Source organism: Thermosulfuriphilus sp. (assembly GCF_054026695.1).
In genome coordinates, this window is record NZ_JBPMLP010000037.1 from 1 (window position 1) to 16,473 (window position 16,473).

18 protein-coding genes and 1 riboswitch are annotated in these 16,473 nt (G+C 51.2%); of the genes, 7 read left to right on the forward strand and 11 right to left on the reverse strand.

Annotation, left to right across the window (positions count from 1 at the left end; genetic code table 11):
- From ACXJJX_RS05545 to ACXJJX_RS05555, 3 genes are all read right to left on the reverse strand, one after another.
- Positions 1-299 (reverse strand): dynamin family protein (locus ACXJJX_RS05545; RefSeq protein ID WP_456432994.1); only part of this gene is annotated, 299 nt, incomplete at its 3' end.
- Positions 300-346: 47 nt separating this feature from the next.
- Positions 347-423: riboswitch (Fluoride riboswitch) on the reverse strand.
- Between the two features lie 60 nt (positions 424-483).
- Positions 484-1,632, reverse strand: coding sequence for a hypothetical protein (locus ACXJJX_RS05550; protein WP_456432996.1), 1,149 nt, complete (start codon positions 1,630-1,632; stop codon positions 484-486).
- Between the two features lie 250 nt (positions 1,633-1,882).
- Complete coding sequence (locus tag ACXJJX_RS05555; RefSeq protein WP_456432998.1) at positions 1,883-2,590, reverse strand: transcriptional repressor; 708 nt, start codon at positions 2,588-2,590, stop codon at positions 1,883-1,885.
- 118 nt (positions 2,591-2,708) lie between these two features.
- Between ACXJJX_RS05555 and mqnB the strand changes: the two genes are divergently transcribed.
- The 6 genes from mqnB (at position 2,709) to ACXJJX_RS05585 (ending at position 7,384) form a co-directional block, all read left to right on the forward strand.
- Entirely contained in the window at positions 2,709-3,335 is a 627-nt protein-coding gene (gene mqnB, locus ACXJJX_RS05560; protein ID WP_456433000.1) for a futalosine hydrolase, read from the forward strand.
- Positions 3,332-4,144, forward strand: a complete 813-nt coding sequence (locus tag ACXJJX_RS05565) for a 1,4-dihydroxy-6-naphtoate synthase (RefSeq protein ID WP_456433002.1) — start codon at positions 3,332-3,334, stop codon at positions 4,142-4,144. The genes mqnB and ACXJJX_RS05565 overlap by 4 nt, the downstream gene beginning before the upstream one ends.
- An 11-nt stretch (positions 4,145-4,155) precedes the next feature.
- The gene (gene tolQ, locus ACXJJX_RS05570; protein WP_456433004.1) at positions 4,156-4,866 is read left to right on the forward strand and encodes a protein TolQ; all 711 of its coding nucleotides are present in this window, start codon (positions 4,156-4,158) and stop codon (positions 4,864-4,866) included.
- Between the two features lies 1 nt (position 4,867).
- Entirely contained in the window at positions 4,868-5,272 is a 405-nt protein-coding gene (locus ACXJJX_RS05575) for an ExbD/TolR family protein (protein WP_456433006.1), read from the forward strand.
- 316 nt (positions 5,273-5,588) lie between these two features.
- Positions 5,589-6,128 carry a TonB family protein gene (locus ACXJJX_RS05580; protein WP_456433008.1) on the forward strand — a complete coding sequence of 180 codons (540 nt, stop codon included), beginning with the start codon at positions 5,589-5,591 and terminating at the stop codon, positions 6,126-6,128.
- A gap of 47 nt (positions 6,129-6,175) precedes the next feature.
- Positions 6,176-7,384 carry a beta-propeller domain-containing protein gene (locus ACXJJX_RS05585; protein ID WP_456433010.1) on the forward strand — a complete coding sequence of 403 codons (1,209 nt, stop codon included), beginning with the start codon at positions 6,176-6,178 and terminating at the stop codon, positions 7,382-7,384.
- Here ACXJJX_RS05585 and ACXJJX_RS05590 read toward each other — a convergent pair.
- Positions 7,381-7,788 (reverse strand): hypothetical protein, encoded by a 408-nt coding sequence (locus ACXJJX_RS05590; RefSeq protein WP_456433012.1) that lies wholly within the window; start codon positions 7,786-7,788, stop codon positions 7,381-7,383. The two genes, ACXJJX_RS05585 and ACXJJX_RS05590, sit on opposite strands and share 4 nt — an antisense overlap.
- Before the next feature lie 138 nt (positions 7,789-7,926).
- Between ACXJJX_RS05590 and ACXJJX_RS05595 the strand changes: the two genes are divergently transcribed.
- The gene (locus ACXJJX_RS05595) at positions 7,927-8,397 is read left to right on the forward strand and encodes a hypothetical protein (protein ID WP_456433014.1); all 471 of its coding nucleotides are present in this window, start codon (positions 7,927-7,929) and stop codon (positions 8,395-8,397) included.
- Here ACXJJX_RS05595 and cysS read toward each other — a convergent pair.
- The 7 genes from cysS to ACXJJX_RS05630 form a co-directional block, all read right to left on the reverse strand.
- The gene (gene cysS, locus ACXJJX_RS05600) at positions 8,369-10,717 is read right to left on the reverse strand and encodes a cysteine--tRNA ligase (RefSeq protein ID WP_456433016.1); all 2,349 of its coding nucleotides are present in this window, start codon (positions 10,715-10,717) and stop codon (positions 8,369-8,371) included. The genes ACXJJX_RS05595 and cysS overlap by 29 nt on opposite strands.
- Entirely contained in the window at positions 10,686-11,717 is a 1,032-nt protein-coding gene (locus ACXJJX_RS05605) for a hypothetical protein (RefSeq protein WP_456433018.1), read from the reverse strand. The genes cysS and ACXJJX_RS05605 overlap by 32 nt, the downstream gene beginning before the upstream one ends.
- A 20-nt stretch (positions 11,718-11,737) precedes the next feature.
- Positions 11,738-13,879: an LPS-assembly protein LptD gene (locus tag ACXJJX_RS05610; RefSeq protein WP_456433020.1), complete on the reverse strand. Its 2,142-nt coding sequence runs from the start codon at positions 13,877-13,879 to the stop codon at positions 11,738-11,740.
- Between the two features lie 88 nt (positions 13,880-13,967).
- Positions 13,968-14,399 (reverse strand): universal stress protein, encoded by a 432-nt coding sequence (locus ACXJJX_RS05615; RefSeq protein WP_456433022.1) that lies wholly within the window; start codon positions 14,397-14,399, stop codon positions 13,968-13,970.
- A 13-nt stretch (positions 14,400-14,412) separates the two neighbouring features.
- Positions 14,413-15,546 carry a sulfite exporter TauE/SafE family protein gene (locus tag ACXJJX_RS05620; protein WP_456433024.1) on the reverse strand — a complete coding sequence of 378 codons (1,134 nt, stop codon included), beginning with the start codon at positions 15,544-15,546 and terminating at the stop codon, positions 14,413-14,415.
- A gap of 38 nt (positions 15,547-15,584) precedes the next feature.
- Complete coding sequence (locus ACXJJX_RS05625; RefSeq protein WP_456433026.1) at positions 15,585-16,253, reverse strand: putative universal stress family protein; 669 nt, start codon at positions 16,251-16,253, stop codon at positions 15,585-15,587.
- A gap of 32 nt (positions 16,254-16,285) precedes the next feature.
- Complete coding sequence (locus tag ACXJJX_RS05630; RefSeq protein ID WP_456433028.1) at positions 16,286-16,459, reverse strand: hypothetical protein; 174 nt, start codon at positions 16,457-16,459, stop codon at positions 16,286-16,288.
- Positions 16,460-16,473 lie beyond the last annotated feature (14 nt).

Here is a 16,473-nt window from a genome sequence, read left to right on the forward strand (position 1 = left end):
TCCCGACGACCGTCAAGATAGTGAACTACAGCCTTTATTGTCGGACCATAGCGGAGAATAGTAACGGTGGCCGTGAGGTGAACAATGGCCGTGGGCAGAATTTCTGCCCCTAGGAGGGCGTTGATAAAGGTTGATTTCCCTCTTTTAAACTGTCCCATAACCACTAGGTTAAATTGTTCCTCGGTAAGTTTTTGTTGAATTTCTTCCAACCTCTGGCCGCCGTTTTGGGGGTTGATCCTGGAGAGGCGAACTGTGGTTTCAAGGAGTCCTTCCTTGATTAAAGCATAAGAGGTGGCCATCTTTGCCCTCACCTCCCTAAAATTAAAAAAAACCTCTACCCAGGCTCCCCTGAGTAGAGGTCATCAGCCTCGAGGGATTACGACCCCTCGGGCGCTTCGGGCTGACCTCATAGCCCTTAAGTTGTTGGTATAATTTTAATTCTTTTCCTCATGGCACAAAAAAGACGTTTTTATTCTAATTTTTTTACAGAAAAGTAGGTAATTTTTCAATCTTTTGAAGAGTGGCAGACAAAACAGCCACATTGAGAATTACCTGATCCGGTGATACAGGAGCTGTAATCCCAGCGGAGCATATCCGGATAAGGGCTTCCGTGGGCCGATGACAAGACAGACACATGACCTTGTCTTGACCTGCGGTAACCGTGGCCGAGGGGCCTGTTCCTATAAGAACAGAGGCATCTTTCCGGGCTACAGGCACTAAGGGATTGTAGATGGTGTAATTGGCGTATTCTCCCCGGTTGGGTAACTCCACTGCCGAGGGGTGACGCAACCAGGGGTTACCATTGCCTCCGTTGGGAGAGCCTCCTGCTGGCCAGGAATGGAAGGTATTGTGGCAACCGGCACAAAAATCGCTTATTCCCTGAGCATTTTGTCCATAGGCCAAAGGGGCAAATGGTTTGGGAGAATCTTGATATTCATTATGGCGGGAAGGACTTGGGTTTTGTTCCCAGTCTGGGTCTTCTATTCCGGCTACTGCCGGAGCGTTATGAGGGGGGATGTTCCAAAATTGGGCTCCGGCCTTATTGAGAAATCGATATCCTCCCCCAATTTCATCGACGTATTTATATCCATTGGCCAACATATGTTGTTCATCATTGGCGTGGTGGGCTGCATTATGACAACCTATACAGCCATTTCCAGTAATGGGATTAAACAGAGGCCCCGGTCCTGGACCGTAGCGAATGGAGGCCAATGATTTATGGCACCCTTCAAAGCCACAACTGTTGGGCACAACACCGAAATTGGTTTCTCCCCCAGGGGTCCAGTCCAGGGTGGCGTCCGGAGTAATAACATTGTGACCGTATTGGTCCCCTACATTCTCCACCCAGTAAAAGTTCCCGCCAGCCAAGGTACTCGAAGGACTTCCATCTGGAGGGTACGTCGGGGGCGATTGGTTAAGGACGATGGGGATTCGGGTTTCCCCCACAATGGCAATAGTATTATTGCTCTCTGAACTGTAGCAACCGACACAGTTGCTTACCGTCAAGTAGCCAAAAGGTCCTTGAATAGTAACGACAGAACCACCCTGAGAGTTGTGCATAGCGTGGCAATTAGAACACAGCCTTGAGACTCGGGCAGAGATCGGTACGGACTGAAAAGAAGAAATAATCACGATAAGAGCACAAATAAAGATATTAATTTAATCATCGAATTTCTTAGATAGTATATTCTATTTGAATAGGCCCCTTTTCTTTAAAGGGTGAAAATCCCTCCCCTTTAGGTAAAGGGGAGATATTTACTTGTATCCTTATTGAGGAGGTTGTCAAGAGAAATTGATAAAAAGGGGGACAAAATTGATTAACAGGGTAAGATATAAAAAGACTTGTTAAGATTTGCTATAAATTTGTAAAATTATGTAGTTTTTACTCACGACACAAAGAGACCAATATCTTCTGGGCCAGCCCTCTCCCCAAGGCTAGTCTGGTTCCTTTAGCAGAGACGATAACCGGGCCGCAGTTGTTGATGACTTCTACGGTATCTCCTATTTGGAGGCCCATAGAGGTAAGACGAGAGCGTAGTTTTTCTCCCCCTAGGAATCGGGCAAAGCGGACCCGTTCTCCTGGTGAGGCCATGGTCAAGGGGAGGGTCGGTTCCCGTTTCGTCTGACAGCTGGAACAAATTCCATATATTTCGAGCTTGTGGCTCAGAGGCTTAAAGCCATAAAGTCTAGCCACCTCCTCCTGAAGGGCCTCAATAGGTGGATGAACGAACTCGATGATGCGGCCGCATTTGGTACAGATAAAGTGATCATGGTGATCTTCTAGGTGACGATGTTCATAAAGAGTAGGCTGTCCCTCAAAGGATTTGGCCTGGGCAAAACCGTAGCGGCAAAGAAGATCAAGGGTCTCCTTGATAAAATCAAGCCCTCGAGAAAATCCTCTTTCTTTAAGGGTCTCAAAAAGCTCCTCTGGGCTTACATGGTAGTCCTTTTCTATAAAGGCCTCAAAAATAGCCTTTCGATCGGCTAGATCCTCGGTGTCCGTAGCGGAAAAGATCTTTTCGAATTCCTCCCGTTCGCGTTGATGGAGTGATTCCAAATGGGCCTTTTTACAGGCTGGTCTTTCAAACATCTGTCGTCCTCTCGAAAAGCTTCAGGATCAGTAATTATTGAGAACGTTTAACAATTTTCTTAAGGTAAGAATACAGTAGCCCTTGGCAGTGTTTCTGTCAACCTGTTATGGTTGAGCGGTGTCTACTTTGTTGGTAGTTCCCACAGAGAAAGAGGCCTTCTGGGTCCGTAATTTGGGTTATTCTCCTTTTATCTGCGGGATGGGGCCAGTGGCGGCTGCCGCCTCAGTGGCTTATGAGTTGGCCCGTCAGAGGGTGAAAAGGGTCTTTCTTTGGGGGCTGGCTGGGGCCTATCCAGGAAGTGGTCTGGACGTTCCTTCCTTGGTCTTGGTCAGCGAGGAATTTTTTGGAGATCTGGCCCTTTGTCGTCAAGGGAAACTGGAGGATTTTTCTGCTGATCTTCCGGTAAGAAGGCATTATCAACTTTCGTTTTCAGCCGTAAATGATGTCTCTCGGAGGCTTAAAAAGGCTGGCTTAAGGCCTACTGTGGGTCCGGCAGTGACGGTTTGTTGCGCCTCAGCCAGTAAAGATCGGGGACTTATCCTCGAGAGGAGATATGGGGCCCTGGTGGAGAACATGGAAGGGGCGGCCGTGGCCCAGGCTGCAGAGCTTGCCGGAGTGGAGATGGTCGAACTCCGAGTGGTCTCCAACCTAGTATTAGACAGAGAGGAGGCCGACTGGAGGATTGAGGAGGCCTTAGCCTTAGGTCAGAGGGCTATAGCGGCCTTAGAGGAGCTTTTCGGATGAGGTTAGGGTTCTCTCCCTGTCCTAACGATACTTTCTTGCTGGCTCCTTTGATGATGGGGAGACTAAAAACCGGGTTTCCCTTGATTCCGGTGATCGAGGATGTAGAGGCCCTCAACCTTAGGGCCTTTCAGGGAGAGCTTGCCGTAAGTAAGCTTTCCTTTCATGCCTTCTGTCACCTGCTAGGACGCTATTTTCTTCTGCCCGTAGGGGCCGCTTTAGGGCGTGGTGTGGGTCCCCTTTGGGTGGCCTTGCCTGGGACCTCCTTGGATGAGGCCCGGTCCCAGGAAGTGGCCGTTCCGGGGCTCTATACTACGGCTACCCTCCTCCTTAAGCTCTACCTTCCCAGGGTAAGGGTTCGACCGATGCGCTTTGATCAGATCATTCCGGCCATCCTGAAGGGGGGAATATCCTCTGGAGTCATCATCCATGAGGGCCGCTTCGTTTATCCTCGCTATGGTCTTAGGCTTCTTAAAGATTTAGGGCAGTGGTGGGAGGAGGAGACCGGGCTTCTTCTTCCCCTGGGAGGATTTTTTGTTCGGGCCAAAGAAAGATCGCAGGCTGGCCGCATTGCTGACCTTCTTCGTCAAAGTCTTCTTTATGCCTGGGAGCATCCGGCAGAGGTCTGGGATTATGTCAAGGACTACGCCCAGGAGATGGACGATGAAGTCATCCGGGAACACATCAGGACTTATGTCAATGATTTTACTTTGGACCTTGGGGAAGAGGGACGCCAGGCCGTCCTGGGGTTAGTTGAATTGGCCCTTGAAAAGGGACTAATTAAAAACGTCACCCAAGATTTCTGGGCCTGAGGGGGAATGGAGTGGAGAGCTTAAGCATTGTAAATCTTGTCCTGGCTGCCGGTCCGGTAGCCAAGTCTGTGTTGCTGATCCTTTTGGTTTTTTCGGTGGTCTCTTGGGCCATTATCATTTTTAAATGGAGGCAATTGCGTTGTTTCCGCCGGGCCAGTGAGGGATTTATCGAATCTTTCTGGACATCACGAACCCTGTCCGAGGTCTTCAAAGGCCTCAAAGATCAGCCTCAAGCCCCGGTGGCCGAGGTCTTCAGAATGGGCTACCAAGAGTTGGTTCGCATCCGTCGTTCTACTCCCCGTCCTAAGGCCCCGGAGGAACTTTCTCTCTGGATAGAAAGTGTGGTTACCAGACTGGAAAGGGCCCTTGATAAGGCCGTTTCTTTAGAGTTGGCCCGCCTGGAGGAGGGGCTTCCTTTTCTGGCCACCACTGGTAACGCTACCCCATTTATCGGTCTCTTCGGTACGGTTTGGGGGATCATGGGAGCCTTTCACAATATCGGAGCTGTAGGTTCAGCCAGCTTGGCCACTGTGGCCCCAGGGATTGCCGAGGCTTTGATTGCTACGGCCTTTGGCCTGGCAGCAGCCATTCCGGCGGTGGTAGCCTTTAACCTATTTATGAGTCAGGTGGGACGTTTTGAGACGGATATCCGGGCCTTTGTTCGGGATTTTTTGAACCTGGTAGAAAGGGATTTGCTTCAAGAGGGCATAGGGGAGGAGTAAAATGGCCTTCGGGGAAAAGAAAGGCCGTTATCTAGCTGATATAAACGTTACCCCTTTGGTGGATGTAATTCTGGTCCTCTTGATTATCTTTATGATCACCGCCCCGATGATGACCAGGGGGGTCTCGGTAGATCTTCCAGAGACCAAGGCCGGGGAATTACCCCGGCCCAAGGAGCCCCTGGTAATAACCATAACCAAAAAGGGAGAGATCTACATCGGCCGGGAAAGGGTCGGTCTTCGGGGTCTCAAAGCCCGTCTTCTTCAGGTCTCCCGTAACAAGGATGAGGTCTTCATTGAGGCTGATAGACAGGCCCGCTATGGTCTGGTAGCCCAGGTTTTGGCCTTGGCCCGAGGGGTAGGGATAGAGACCGTGGGGCTAGTAACTAGACCTCCTGATAAGAGGTAGCCTTATGGAAGGCTGGTTTCACTGGCGTCCTTATCTGACGGCTTCTCTTGTGCTCCACTTGGCCGTTGTGGTGGCCCTGACAGTGATCCCTGAATTTCGACCTCCTACTCCTAAAGTCTATAGGGTAAGACTAGTATCCCTGGCTCCACCAGCCTCTTCATTAAAATCTCCAAAATCTTCCCCGAAAAAGGAGCCAAGAAAGGCCCTTAAAAATAAGTCCTTACCGTCTAGGCCCAAGGCCAAAAGTCTCAAGCTTCCTCCAAGGCCTTCGCCTAAAAAGGCCTCCCCCAAAAAGGTGGCCTCTCAAAGAGGGCCTTTGCCCTTAAAGAAGAGGTCTTCTTCTCCGGCCTCTGCAGAAGCCCGGATCCCTAAGAAATTATCTCCCAGGAGTCCCAGGACCTCAGAGGCCTTTAAGGCCACCGAAGAGGCCCTTCTGGCTCGACGTCTCTCCCAGATTAGGGAACGGGTGAGGGAGAAAGAGGAGGCCGCCCGGCTCTCGGCGGCCATCTCCAGGGTGGCCCAGAAGGTGGCTGGAGATGCTCAGGGGAGATCTTCGGGGGCATTTAATCGCTACCTAGCCCGCATTACAACTCTCATTGAGGCCAATCTCGTCATCCCTGAAGTTATCAAAGATCCTTCTCGCCTTTCGGCCACCGTGGTGGTGGTCATTGATGCCCAGGGTCATCTGAGGCGTCTTTCCTTTGAGAAGACTTCTGGTCATCGTCTCTTCGATGAGGCTGTCCGTCGGGCTGTCTACTTGGCGGCCCCATTTCCACCACCTCCATCAGAACTATCCCCTCCCCTTGAAATCGGGGTGGTTGTCCGTCCGCTTAGGTTGATTAAGGAGGAGTCTTGATGTTGAGGCTAAAAAGTCTCTCCTTTTTCATAGGATTCTTTTTTTTAATGGGTTTTGGGAGCCCTTGGGCCAGGATCTATGTGGAGATTACCTCGGCCCAGATCAGTAAGATTCCCATTGCCGTTCCTCTTTTTACTGGTTCAAGACCCCTGGCCCTTGAGCTTTCGCGGGTCATGGCCCGGGATCTTTTCCTCCACGGCTATTTCGAAATCCTGGGGGAAAATACAGAGATAGTCGATCGAGAGGCTTGGAAGGGGCTGGGTGTCGATTATCTGATTCTGGGTCGTGTCTACCAGCAGGTTGAGAAGGTTCGTCTTGAGCTTCGGGCCTTTGATCTTACTGCCAACGAGATGATCCTGGGTCGGGCCTACACTGGTCGGGTTTCTGAGGCTCGTTATATGGTCCATCGTTATACCTATCAACTGGTCAAAGCCATTACCGGGGAAGAGGGGATTGCCCTTTCCCGGATCTTTATGGTTATCAAAAGGGGAGCGATTAAGGAGGCCTTTTCTATTGATTTTGACGGTTTCAACCTCCTTCAGGAGACCTTTGATGCCGGGACCATTGTCTCTCCGCGACTCTCCCCTAACGGTCGCTATCTGGTCTATACCTCTTATAAAAAAGGACGTCCCTGGCTATACATAAAAGACTTCAACACCGGTAAGGTTAGAGTTCTTTCTTCCCGGGCCGGTCTTAATATTGCCCCGGCTTGGCATCCTCGTGGGGATCGACTGGTTGCCACCCTTTCCTTTCAAGGAAACCCGGATCTTTATCTTTTGGATCTGAACGGTCGAATCCTACGACGTCTGACCGCTGGTCCAGGGGCCAATGTCTCGGCCACCTTCTCCCCTGATGGTCGGCAGATAGCCTTTGTTAGTGACCGATCCGGCTCTCCGCAGATCTATATCTTGGATCTTGAGACCAACAAGATCCGGCGCCTGACCTATGAAGGAAGCTACAATACTTCGCCAGCCTGGTCGCCTAGGGGGGATCGCCTAGCTTATGCTGGCCTGGTATCGGGGCAGTTTCAGATCTTTACCATTGATCCCCGTGGGGGGGATCCGGTCATGGTTACTGATACCGGGAGCAATGAGACCCCGGTCTGGTCCCCAGATGGCCGGCAGATAGCCTTTGTCAGTAATCGATCCGGACGCCGGTCCCTCTGGGTGATCATGGCTAATGGTAGTTCTCCCAGGATTCTTTTTTCCTCTACCGGGGACATCTATGATCCATTCTGGTCAGGTAATATCTACTAGAGAAGCTGTCGGAAATATGAAAGACTGGCCAAGGTGAGGGCTCCACCGATGCCCATGTAAAGGGGAGCTAACCAGACCTTGGGCAGAGAGGAGTGTCTGAGGGTGATTCCTAGGGCCACCATGACGGCCACAATGAGATAACTCTTCCAGGATTGAAAGGCAAAAAAACAGACCCTAGCCGGCTTCTCCTGGAGACGATGGATATTTTTTCGGGCAATACGAACAAATCCCAGGTAATAGACCAAAAGGAGTCCTCCTACAGCTAACAGACCAGGGATTGATAGACCAAACCGGCGAAACCAATAAAAGGCCAGGGCCATAAGATAAAGCCCCACAATCAGCCATATAAGGCCACAGGTCAACAGGAGGACGCGACGTTCGGCTGCTGGTTTCCATTTATCCATGGATCTGGCATCCGATTCTAAAAAAATCCACAGGATTTATACTACAACTTTACTTAAAGCAAACCTTATTTGAAACCCAGCCTTTTCTGGTAAATTGCTGTTTTCATAAAATCATAAAAAAGACCGGAGGGTCTGAAAATGTCTCGAGAAGGGGTATCCTGGGAGAAAAGTTGGCCCCGGCCGGTAGATCCCCAAGAGAAACACCGGGTCTTTGGTTATTTTGAGATCCGTTTTGGTATTCCTGGTGAGGTATTTTCTCCTTATCTTCTTCTAGCTACGGCCAAGAATTATTGGCTCCTTCGGGACACCGGTCGTCTTGAGGACATCAAACACCTTAAAATTCAGACAGCGGGTCTGCTTTTTGCCCGACAGGTCTCCAGATATCTTAAGCCCACAACCGTGGCCCTTCAGCGTTTTGGCCACCTAGCCGAGAGATCTGTTGTCGCTCTTAAACCCTCTGAGCTCAAAGCTCTGCGGGAAAAGCGGGAGATCAACCTTGAGGTAGAAGTCGAGCCCGGATATGTAATTCTGCGTTGTGGAGAAGACATCTGGGGCTGCGGTCTTTATCTTCCTCCAAGGCTTATCTCCCATCTTCCGGGATCTCCTTGAGCCGGCGCCAGATGGGCCCGAAGGGAGCATCAATGACTTCAACCCCCATCATAAGGAGTCTTTGCCGGATTTGATCAGCCCGTTGATAATTGCCCTCCTTGCGGGCCTCCTCCCGTTCCTGGATCAGTTTCTCAACCTCCGGGTCAGAGATCCTCTCCGGGAAGTCCATGACCGCCAGAATTTGGTCGATTTCTTTTAAGGCTTCAAGGACCTTTTCTCGCCCTTGGGAGTCCAGTCCTTGATCCATTCGGGAATTAAGCCACCTCATAAAGGAGAAGAGATGGCCCAGGGCCAGGGAGACATTTAAATCATCCTCCAGGGCTGCCAGAACCCTTTCTTTTAATTCCTTAAGCCTTTTATCGAGTCCCCCGATGGGGGGGCCTTCGGGGATGAAGGTCAAGCGGATGATGAAGTTGTCTATTCGCCTGAGGGCCTTTACGGCGGCCTTCAGGGCCTGATAGGAGAAATTAAGGGGCTTGCGATAATGGGTTTTAAGGATAAAGAACCGAACCTCCCGGCCGCTAAATCCTTGAGCTAGAAGGTCCCGCAGGGTGACCACATTTCCGGCTGAACGAGACATCTTCTGCCCTTGGGCATAAACTAGAGCGCTGTGAAGCCAGTATTTGGCCAGGGGCTTTCCAGTCAGGGCCTGGGCAATAGCGATTTCGTTTTCGTGATGAGGAAAGATCAGGTCCGTACCGCTGGTATGGATGTCAAAGATCTCCCCCAGATATTTCATGGCCATGGCTACACACTCTATGTGCCAGCCCGGACGAACGTTCCCCCATTCGGTCTGATAGAAGATGCCTTTTTTAAGCTCCGGGAGGGTAGAGCGTTTAAAGAGAGTAAAGTCGACCGGGCTGTCCTTGTCATAGTCATCAAGATCAACGGTTTTCCCTATCTGGATTTTATCGAGATCAACTCGGGATAGCTGGCCATAGCCGGAAAGTTTGGAGATGTCAAAGTAGACCGATTGATATTTGACATAAGCCATTCCTTTTTTAAGAAGCCTCTTGGTGATGGTGATCATCTCCTCAATATGTTCCCGGGCTCGAGGGTAGTAATCGGCCCTTTTGGCCCGTAGGGCATCGACATCCTTAAGGAATTCTTGGGCAAAATAATCGGTAAGGGACTCCAGGGAGACTCCAGCCTCCTGGGCGGCGGCGATGGTCTTGTCGTCTATATCGGTGATATTCATCACGTGACAGATTTCATACCCTCTGAACTCCAGCAAACGCTTCAAAAGGTCCACCACCACCACTCGCCGACAGAGGCCAAGATGGGCCAGCTCATAGGCCGTAGGTCCACAGGAATAAATGCCCACTCGGGGAGGGTTCTGGGGGACAAAAGGTTCTTTTTTGCGGGAAAGGGTATTGTAGAATCGCGGCCCCCGGAAGAGTTCTTTCTGGGCCTCAGGGATACTGAAGAGCGAGGTTGAAAGATAGCGCTCTCCGCCGTCGGGGAAGATAGCCACAATGAGTCCTTCTTTAATCTCTCGGGCCAGACGATGGGCCGCAGCCATGGCGGCCCCAGCACTCATTCCTACAAATATTCCCTCCTTTCTGGCCAGAAGCCGGGCCATTTCAAAGGCCTCTTCATCATGGACGTTGACTATCCGGTGGGGAAGCCTGCGGTCAAAGATTCCCGGTTTATAGGATTCCTTCATATTTTTGAGCCCTTGGATCTTATGGCCATAATAGGGCTCTACTCCGATTATCTGAACTTGAGGAGCCCTTTCTCGAAAAAACCGGGACAGCCCCATTAGAGTTCCTGTAGTCCCCATGGTGGCGATGATGTGGGTGACTCGGCCTTCGGTGTCTCGCCAAATCTCTGGAGCAGTGTTGTGGTAGTGGGCTCGCCAGTTGTTTTCGTTATTAAATTGATCTGGACAGAAGTAGCGTTCTGGCTCGGCCCTCAAACGGGCATAGACCTCCTCAATGGCCCCATCGGTGCTCTTTTCTGCCGGGGTGAGAAATATTTCGGCCCCATAGGCCCTCATGATCTTTCGACGTTCAACACTGGCCGACTCGCTCATTACCAAAAGGCACCGGTAGCCCTTAACCGCAGCGACCATCGCCAGCCCGATTCCGGTGTTGCCACTAGTGGCCTCGATAATAATTTTCTCAGGAGATAGTTCCCCGCTTTCCTCGGCAGCCTCTATCATGGAAAGAGCGATCCGGTCCTTGACCGACCCCCCAGGGTTCTGGCCTTCAAGTTTGGCCAGAATAGTCACTTGGGGATTGGGGTTAAGGCGCCTTATGGGCACAAGAGGGGTATTACCGATAAGATCAAGGATGTTGCCGCGCTTTTTGACCTTCATCGCCTTTTCTCCTACTAAAGGTCTCCACAATGGCCAGAAGAGTACCTCTACGGCCCATCTCCAGCGCTACCGAGGCATCGGCGGCAGCGCCAAGGAGCCTGAAGGGGGAGATCTCCGGGAAGACGTACACCTTGAGGGTAGAAGAGGCCTTAGAAAGGTCGAAAGAAAGCCCTTTAAAGATTTCTTGGGCCTCTTTGATGCTCTCTTTGGTGATCTGCTCCTGAAGAAGAAGTTTTTTAAAAACCTCGTCTTCTTCTTTTAGTCTTCGGGGACTCCCATTGTCTAAAGGGCGTTCATAAAGAAAGTAAGGGAGGGGGAGTCTTTTCTTCTCACAGGCAATCTCCAGAATCTCCAAAGCTTCAGGCTGGTCGGTGAGAAGAAAATCCTCGGGACTAATCCCCCTGGCCTCAAACAAAAGGTTAACAAAGGCCGAGAGCCTTTCCCTGAAAAGATAGCTCTTTTCCGGAACCTCTACCGGTTCAACGACCCATTTGTTAAAGCCTGAGGGGCCTTCAGGGCCGATGATCATCTCGGTGAGCCTTAGGGCTCCTTCTTTAAGGCGCCGGAACTCGTCCTCCAATTCATCAAGCCGGCGATCGAGATTTTGGGCCAAGGTAAGGAAGATCTGGGCCTCAAGGAGACGGTCTTCCCTGGGGGTCCCTGAAGGTTCCCCCTTGAGGGCGGCCTTGATGCTTGAGACCGATTCTTCCATCACTTCACGAGGAATGATCTTAAAGACCTCAAGATCTCCAGATCGTCCCATCATCTGAGCCCAGCCCTCAAGATCCCGGATCATCTTCTTGAATGTCGGAAGCCTCTGGCCCAAGGGCAAGGGAACACACAGATTAACTTGCCCCTTACTTATGAGCTCTTCGGCCCCCTCAAAAGGGGGCTCTTCTGTGGGAGAGAGGACCTTCAAAGAGTCAAAAAAAGTAAGTCCTAAATGGAGGAAGTCTTTTCGAAGATAGGTAATAGGGAAGACCAAGGCGCTGAGCTTCATCCTGGATCTCCTCTGCTAAATTAAAGGCCAAAGCGGCCAATGCCCAGGAGGTTAATTAAAAAAGTAAATCTGGTTTCATCCGGAGTGCTGATGAACATCAACTCGGCCCTCCAACACTGGGCGTTGTAGCGAAGGCCATAGCGATTCTCAACCTCCTCATTGGCAGCAAGATTCTTTTTGTAGCCAAAGATAAGGGAAAGGCGGTCATTGAATGCATAAAGAAGATAGGCATTAAGCTCTTCTATGGAGAGCCTTTTCTGGCGTCGCCAATCAAGGCGAAGACTGTCTCCCCGGGAGTCTTTGAGCCGAAAGATTATGTCCGCGCTAGTGACTCCCTGACCATAGACGCTGAAGTTCGCATTATAACGGAAGAAGATTCCCGGCCGGGGGCTGGCTTCAGCCTCCACATAAATGTCGGAATAAGGACGCCTTTTGTCTGTGGGAGACTCCAACTCTCTATTAGCCTCCCGGATGTCGTAGCTTTGCTGGATCTTGAATCTCACGATATCTCGATAGACATATCGCCCTGGAGAGATTTCCTTTTTGATGGTGAAGAAGTTGGTAACCGAATAGGTAAGTTTGTTGGTGGTCCTTATTCGATCTTGGCCGTCAAAATAGGGTAATTCATCCTGATCCTTTGGAGGGATGTAGGTATAGAGGATTCGGGGACGGATGCTGTGCCGGAGTTTCTCTATCCCCTGCCAGTTTAGGTAGAAGACCCTCAACAAGGTGGTGGAAAGATCGGCAGTGATATCATAAAGGGTCCGATCAGGTTGTTCATCTTGGCCGCTATCTGGATCCCAGGACACCTTGTAGAATGTCTGTCTAAGACCATAAGCTAGAGTAACATCTAGGTAGGGTTGGGTTGGCAGAGGAAGTGAGACCTTGGGGTAAAGGTCCAGACGGTGCCCCTTGGTCCCCTCCTCACGCCAGAAATATTGGTATCGATTGGTCATCTCCAGGTAGAATGGCCCCCAGAACGGATGCTTGAGGTTGCGCCACTCAAGCCGAGGAAGCTCCTGAAGGGTGGTCTTCTGAGCCCCAGGGATCTGGTTGTCGCGCCAGGTGAGCTGGCCTAAAAGAAAATTGTGCCCCAGGGTTCCAGATACCTGAGCGGTTGAAGCCCTCACCTGGGCGGTATCGACCCCAATCCCCCGGCCAAACTCCTTGAGGAAGAGCCTTTGGGCCTGGTCATATCCCAGAGGGTCACTTCGGAACTCAAGGGGGAAGTCCTTGTCGCTGATGAGATCTAGATCCAGCTTGGCCAAGAAACCGTGGGGGAGTCGGTGATTGGCCTTGCCTTTGAGCCACCAGCGGGTTTGGTTCTCCCGGACAATCCCATCCTTGTTGTAGTCATCATCTTTTAGGTCATCGTTTAGATAGGCAAATTGGAAGATTCCCTTTGATCCTTTGGCCCAGGCATACCGGAGTTCAAATCCGGCCATTAGTCCTCTTTTGGCCAGATAATTAGGATAGAAGGTAAGATCAAGGCTGTCATTTATGGCCCAAAAGTAGGGAACTTCAAGGCCGAAACCGTTGCGATTACCACCAGTGAGCCGAGGAGGGAGGAGACCTGATTTTCTCTTGGCCCTGGTGGCTACAGAGGCATAAGGGGAATAGAGGACCCCTTGGTCCTTGATCCGGAAGGTGACTGAATATCCCTTGGCGTACCCCTCGGCCGTAAGCTTGGCCCGGCGGGCAAAAAAACTCCAGGCCGGCCTTCGGGGACAATCCCGGCAGGTCTCGCAGGTGGTAATTATGGCTCTATCGGCTTCATAGGTCTCGGCACCGGTTTTCCTGATCTGGCGGGCCAGGACGTGGAAGCCTGAGTCTTCAATAAAAAGATGGGCCTCTTTGATCTCTCCGGTGGCTGTGCGGGTATTGAAGATACCTTCCTGGCCCAGGATCCAGTCCCCATCGGAGCGGATCTTTAAGTTTCCATAGGCGTAAATATCTTCGGTCAGCAGATCATAGCGGATACGATCGGCGTAGATGGTCATTGTTTCGTGATGGACCTCTACCTGCCCTTCGGCGACGATAATTCTGTTGTTGTCAAAATAAGTGATCTTCTGGGCTAGGATGCGCCACGGCGGGGCGGCCAGGAGGAGGACCGGATGGAGACAAATCCACAGTAAAAGGATGAAAAAGGTTGGTCTCTTCACGCTTTTGGCTAACTATCACAGGGGAGGGGGGCTTTCAATGAATAGAATTAAGGGGGGAGTCCGCTCCCCCCGTGTTGTTGGAGAGTCATTAAGAGGCCTTTTTGACCACCAAGACCGGGCAGGGAGCCATGGCCAAGACGCGTTCAGTGCAACTTCCTACCAAAAGTTTACCGATCATACCGTGACCATGGCTACCCATGACGATCAAATCACAGCCAAGGGTCTTGGCGGCCTCAACGATCTTCTCTGGCGGTCTTCCTTCGTATATGCGAACCGCCAAGGGGATTTCCATCTCTTCGGCGATTTTTCGGGCTTTATCGAGGATCTTTTCCCCTTCCTGATAAAAAGCTTCTTTTACGGATTTGAGGGTGAAGACCTCGATGAATTCTTCCCCCTTAGGGACAACATAAAGGGCCGTAGCCTTGGCTCCCTGGCTTTTAGCTATCTCCAGGCCCTCCCGAAGGGCCTGGAGACTTGGTTCCGAGCCATCGATGGGGATAAGAATGTGATGGTAGGCCATAGTTCCTCCCTTTTTAGGCCTTGACGGTCTGGTGGGCTACCTTGACCGTCTGGGAGCTCATGCCATACTTTTTGACCAGCCGCTGTTTTTCAAAATGACCTTTGAAGGTCCAGTAGAAGATGAGAAGCGTGGCAATACCGCCGCTGGCAAAAAGGGTCAGCTTACTGGCCATCTCAAAGAGCTGGGCTGCTCTCTCCGAGAGACTAATCAGGTTGAGTTGGTGCATATAATCAGGCACAGCCAGGGCCCGGGAAACGCAACAAAGAAGGATAAGGATTGAGGTCACCAGCCGGATATAGAGCTCTTTGACAAGGCTGGTCCCAATAGCCCCTACATAGATTCCGATGAGGGATCCAGCATAGAGAAGAAAGGTCAGCCTCAAGTCCACAAAGCCACCTAGGGCGTAGTTGAAGGCTCCCCAAGCCCCCATGAACATGGCCAGGAAAAGCTCTGTTCCAGCGGCTACCACCGTGGGGACCCCAAAGACATAAATCATAGCTGGCACACCGATGAATCCCCCAACTCCGATGGTTCCGGCCATGTAGCCTACGGCCGTGCCCACCACCAGCAAGGTCCAGAGAGAAATCTTCACTCCGGCGACCGGAAAGTTGATCATCGGTGGGATACGGAGCTTACTAGAGAGTTTGAGTAAGGCCTTTGAGGGGCCGACATCTCCGCCCCGCATGGTTCTCAGGGCATCCTTGAGCATAGAGCCGCCGATGAGGGTCAGGGTGATGACGAAGAAGGCACTTACGTAGAGGCTCGATCCGGCCTTGCCTAGCTTGTGGAAGAAGTAGCCGTTTACCCAGACGGCCAGTTTAATTCCCACCAGAGCTGTGATGAGGACGAAGACGGCCAGCTTTTTATCCACGTGGCCCATCTCGCCGTGTTTCTTAGAACCCATCATCGCCTTGCCGAACTTATGGGTGATATTGGCTCCTACGGCCATAACTCCTGGGATTCCTAGATTCATCATCCCTGGAGTCATCAGAAAGGCTCCACCAGAGCCGATAAAACCAGAAAGGGTCCCGCCCATGAAGCCGAGCAAGGCCACCCAGAAGTAGTTCCAGGGGCTTGCCGAAAGTACTTGGGTTACTATCTCCAACTGTTCCGGAGAGATATGACCGGTTACAGGTCCTGCAGCCATTTTTGATTTTCCTCCTTTTTACTTTTTTCTTCAGGCCATTAATGGGTACCAGCAGACTTCTCCAAGCCTAAAATCTTGGGGATGCATTCGGTAAAGCTGCCATAGATGTAAGCGTGTATGGGAACGGTGGCCATTACCGCCAGGGCCCCCAGGATATTGCCCTTCATGTAGATAAGGTGGTTGAGCTTGTCGATCTGGGGAAAGAAGAGAAAGTAGCTGGCTGCCGAAAGCCCTCCAAAAAGGGCCATCCTAGCCAGAACCTTCTTTTTTGAAGTCGTCTCTTCCGGCATCAAGGTCTTGATGGAAAGGACCGGGCAATTCATCCGGACGCTGATGTCCTCAAGGTGTTTGATCCCTTCCTCAGCCAAAGGTTTTAGATCTAGCTCCCCGACAATGATCACATCTGCCGGGCCGATTTCATTCATGGCCTTAATGAAGGCCCGAGGAGTATAATGGGCTATGTGCCAGTGGAAGGAGAGCCCCCTTTTGGCGCTTTCTTCCTTCATACTTTGGGCAAAGGCTTCAATCTTTTCCTCAGCCTCTTTTAGCTGTTTTTCCTGAACCTCTATCCAGTCGGCGGTCTCCAGGGAAACAGGAATCAAAAAGAGGGCTATCAGTTCGGCTCCCTTTTCGCTGGCCAAGGAGATAACACTGGCCAGATTCTTTGACTCTCGGTCGGTCTGTTCTATAAAGACGATCTTTTCCATAAGTGCCTCCCAGGATCTTTGAAATTTTTAGACTATCTCTTCAAAGAGAAAACGACTCCTATGGTCACTTCTTCTGAGGCCTTTTTGGGGCCTTTGGCTCCCTTCCCTTCCTCAAGAATCTCCAGGGCGGTCTCTGGTTCTCCGGCCTCGGCAAAGGCCGCCGCCGCCATTAGGTCCGTCCAGCGGTTACCTGTTTCTTTTTTCATCTCTTATCCCTCCT

Bases quoted from the DNA above. Each gene is read 5' to 3' on its own strand.
- ACXJJX_RS05555 (WP_456432998.1), bottom strand. From the start codon at position 2,590: ATGTTTGAAAGACCAGCCTGTAAAAAGGCCCATTTGGAATCACTCCAT.
- ACXJJX_RS05565 (WP_456433002.1), top strand. From the start codon at position 3,332: ATGAGGTTAGGGTTCTCTCCCTGTCCTAACGATACTTTCTTGCTGGCT.
- ACXJJX_RS05575 (WP_456433006.1), top strand. From the start codon at position 4,868: ATGGCCTTCGGGGAAAAGAAAGGCCGTTATCTAGCTGATATAAACGTT.
- ACXJJX_RS05585 (WP_456433010.1), top strand. From the start codon at position 6,176: ATGGGTTTTGGGAGCCCTTGGGCCAGGATCTATGTGGAGATTACCTCG.
- ACXJJX_RS05590 (WP_456433012.1), bottom strand. From the start codon at position 7,788: ATGGATAAATGGAAACCAGCAGCCGAACGTCGCGTCCTCCTGTTGACC.
- ACXJJX_RS05595 (WP_456433014.1), top strand. From the start codon at position 7,927: ATGTCTCGAGAAGGGGTATCCTGGGAGAAAAGTTGGCCCCGGCCGGTA.
- cysS (WP_456433016.1), bottom strand. From the start codon at position 10,717: ATGAAGGTCAAAAAGCGCGGCAACATCCTTGATCTTATCGGTAATACC.
- ACXJJX_RS05605 (WP_456433018.1), bottom strand. From the start codon at position 11,717: ATGAAGCTCAGCGCCTTGGTCTTCCCTATTACCTATCTTCGAAAAGAC.
- ACXJJX_RS05615 (WP_456433022.1), bottom strand. From the start codon at position 14,399: ATGGCCTACCATCACATTCTTATCCCCATCGATGGCTCGGAACCAAGT.
- ACXJJX_RS05620 (WP_456433024.1), bottom strand. From the start codon at position 15,546: ATGGCTGCAGGACCTGTAACCGGTCATATCTCTCCGGAACAGTTGGAG.
- ACXJJX_RS05625 (WP_456433026.1), bottom strand. From the start codon at position 16,253: ATGGAAAAGATCGTCTTTATAGAACAGACCGACCGAGAGTCAAAGAAT.
- ACXJJX_RS05630 (WP_456433028.1), bottom strand. From the start codon at position 16,459: ATGAAAAAAGAAACAGGTAACCGCTGGACGGACCTAATGGCGGCGGCG.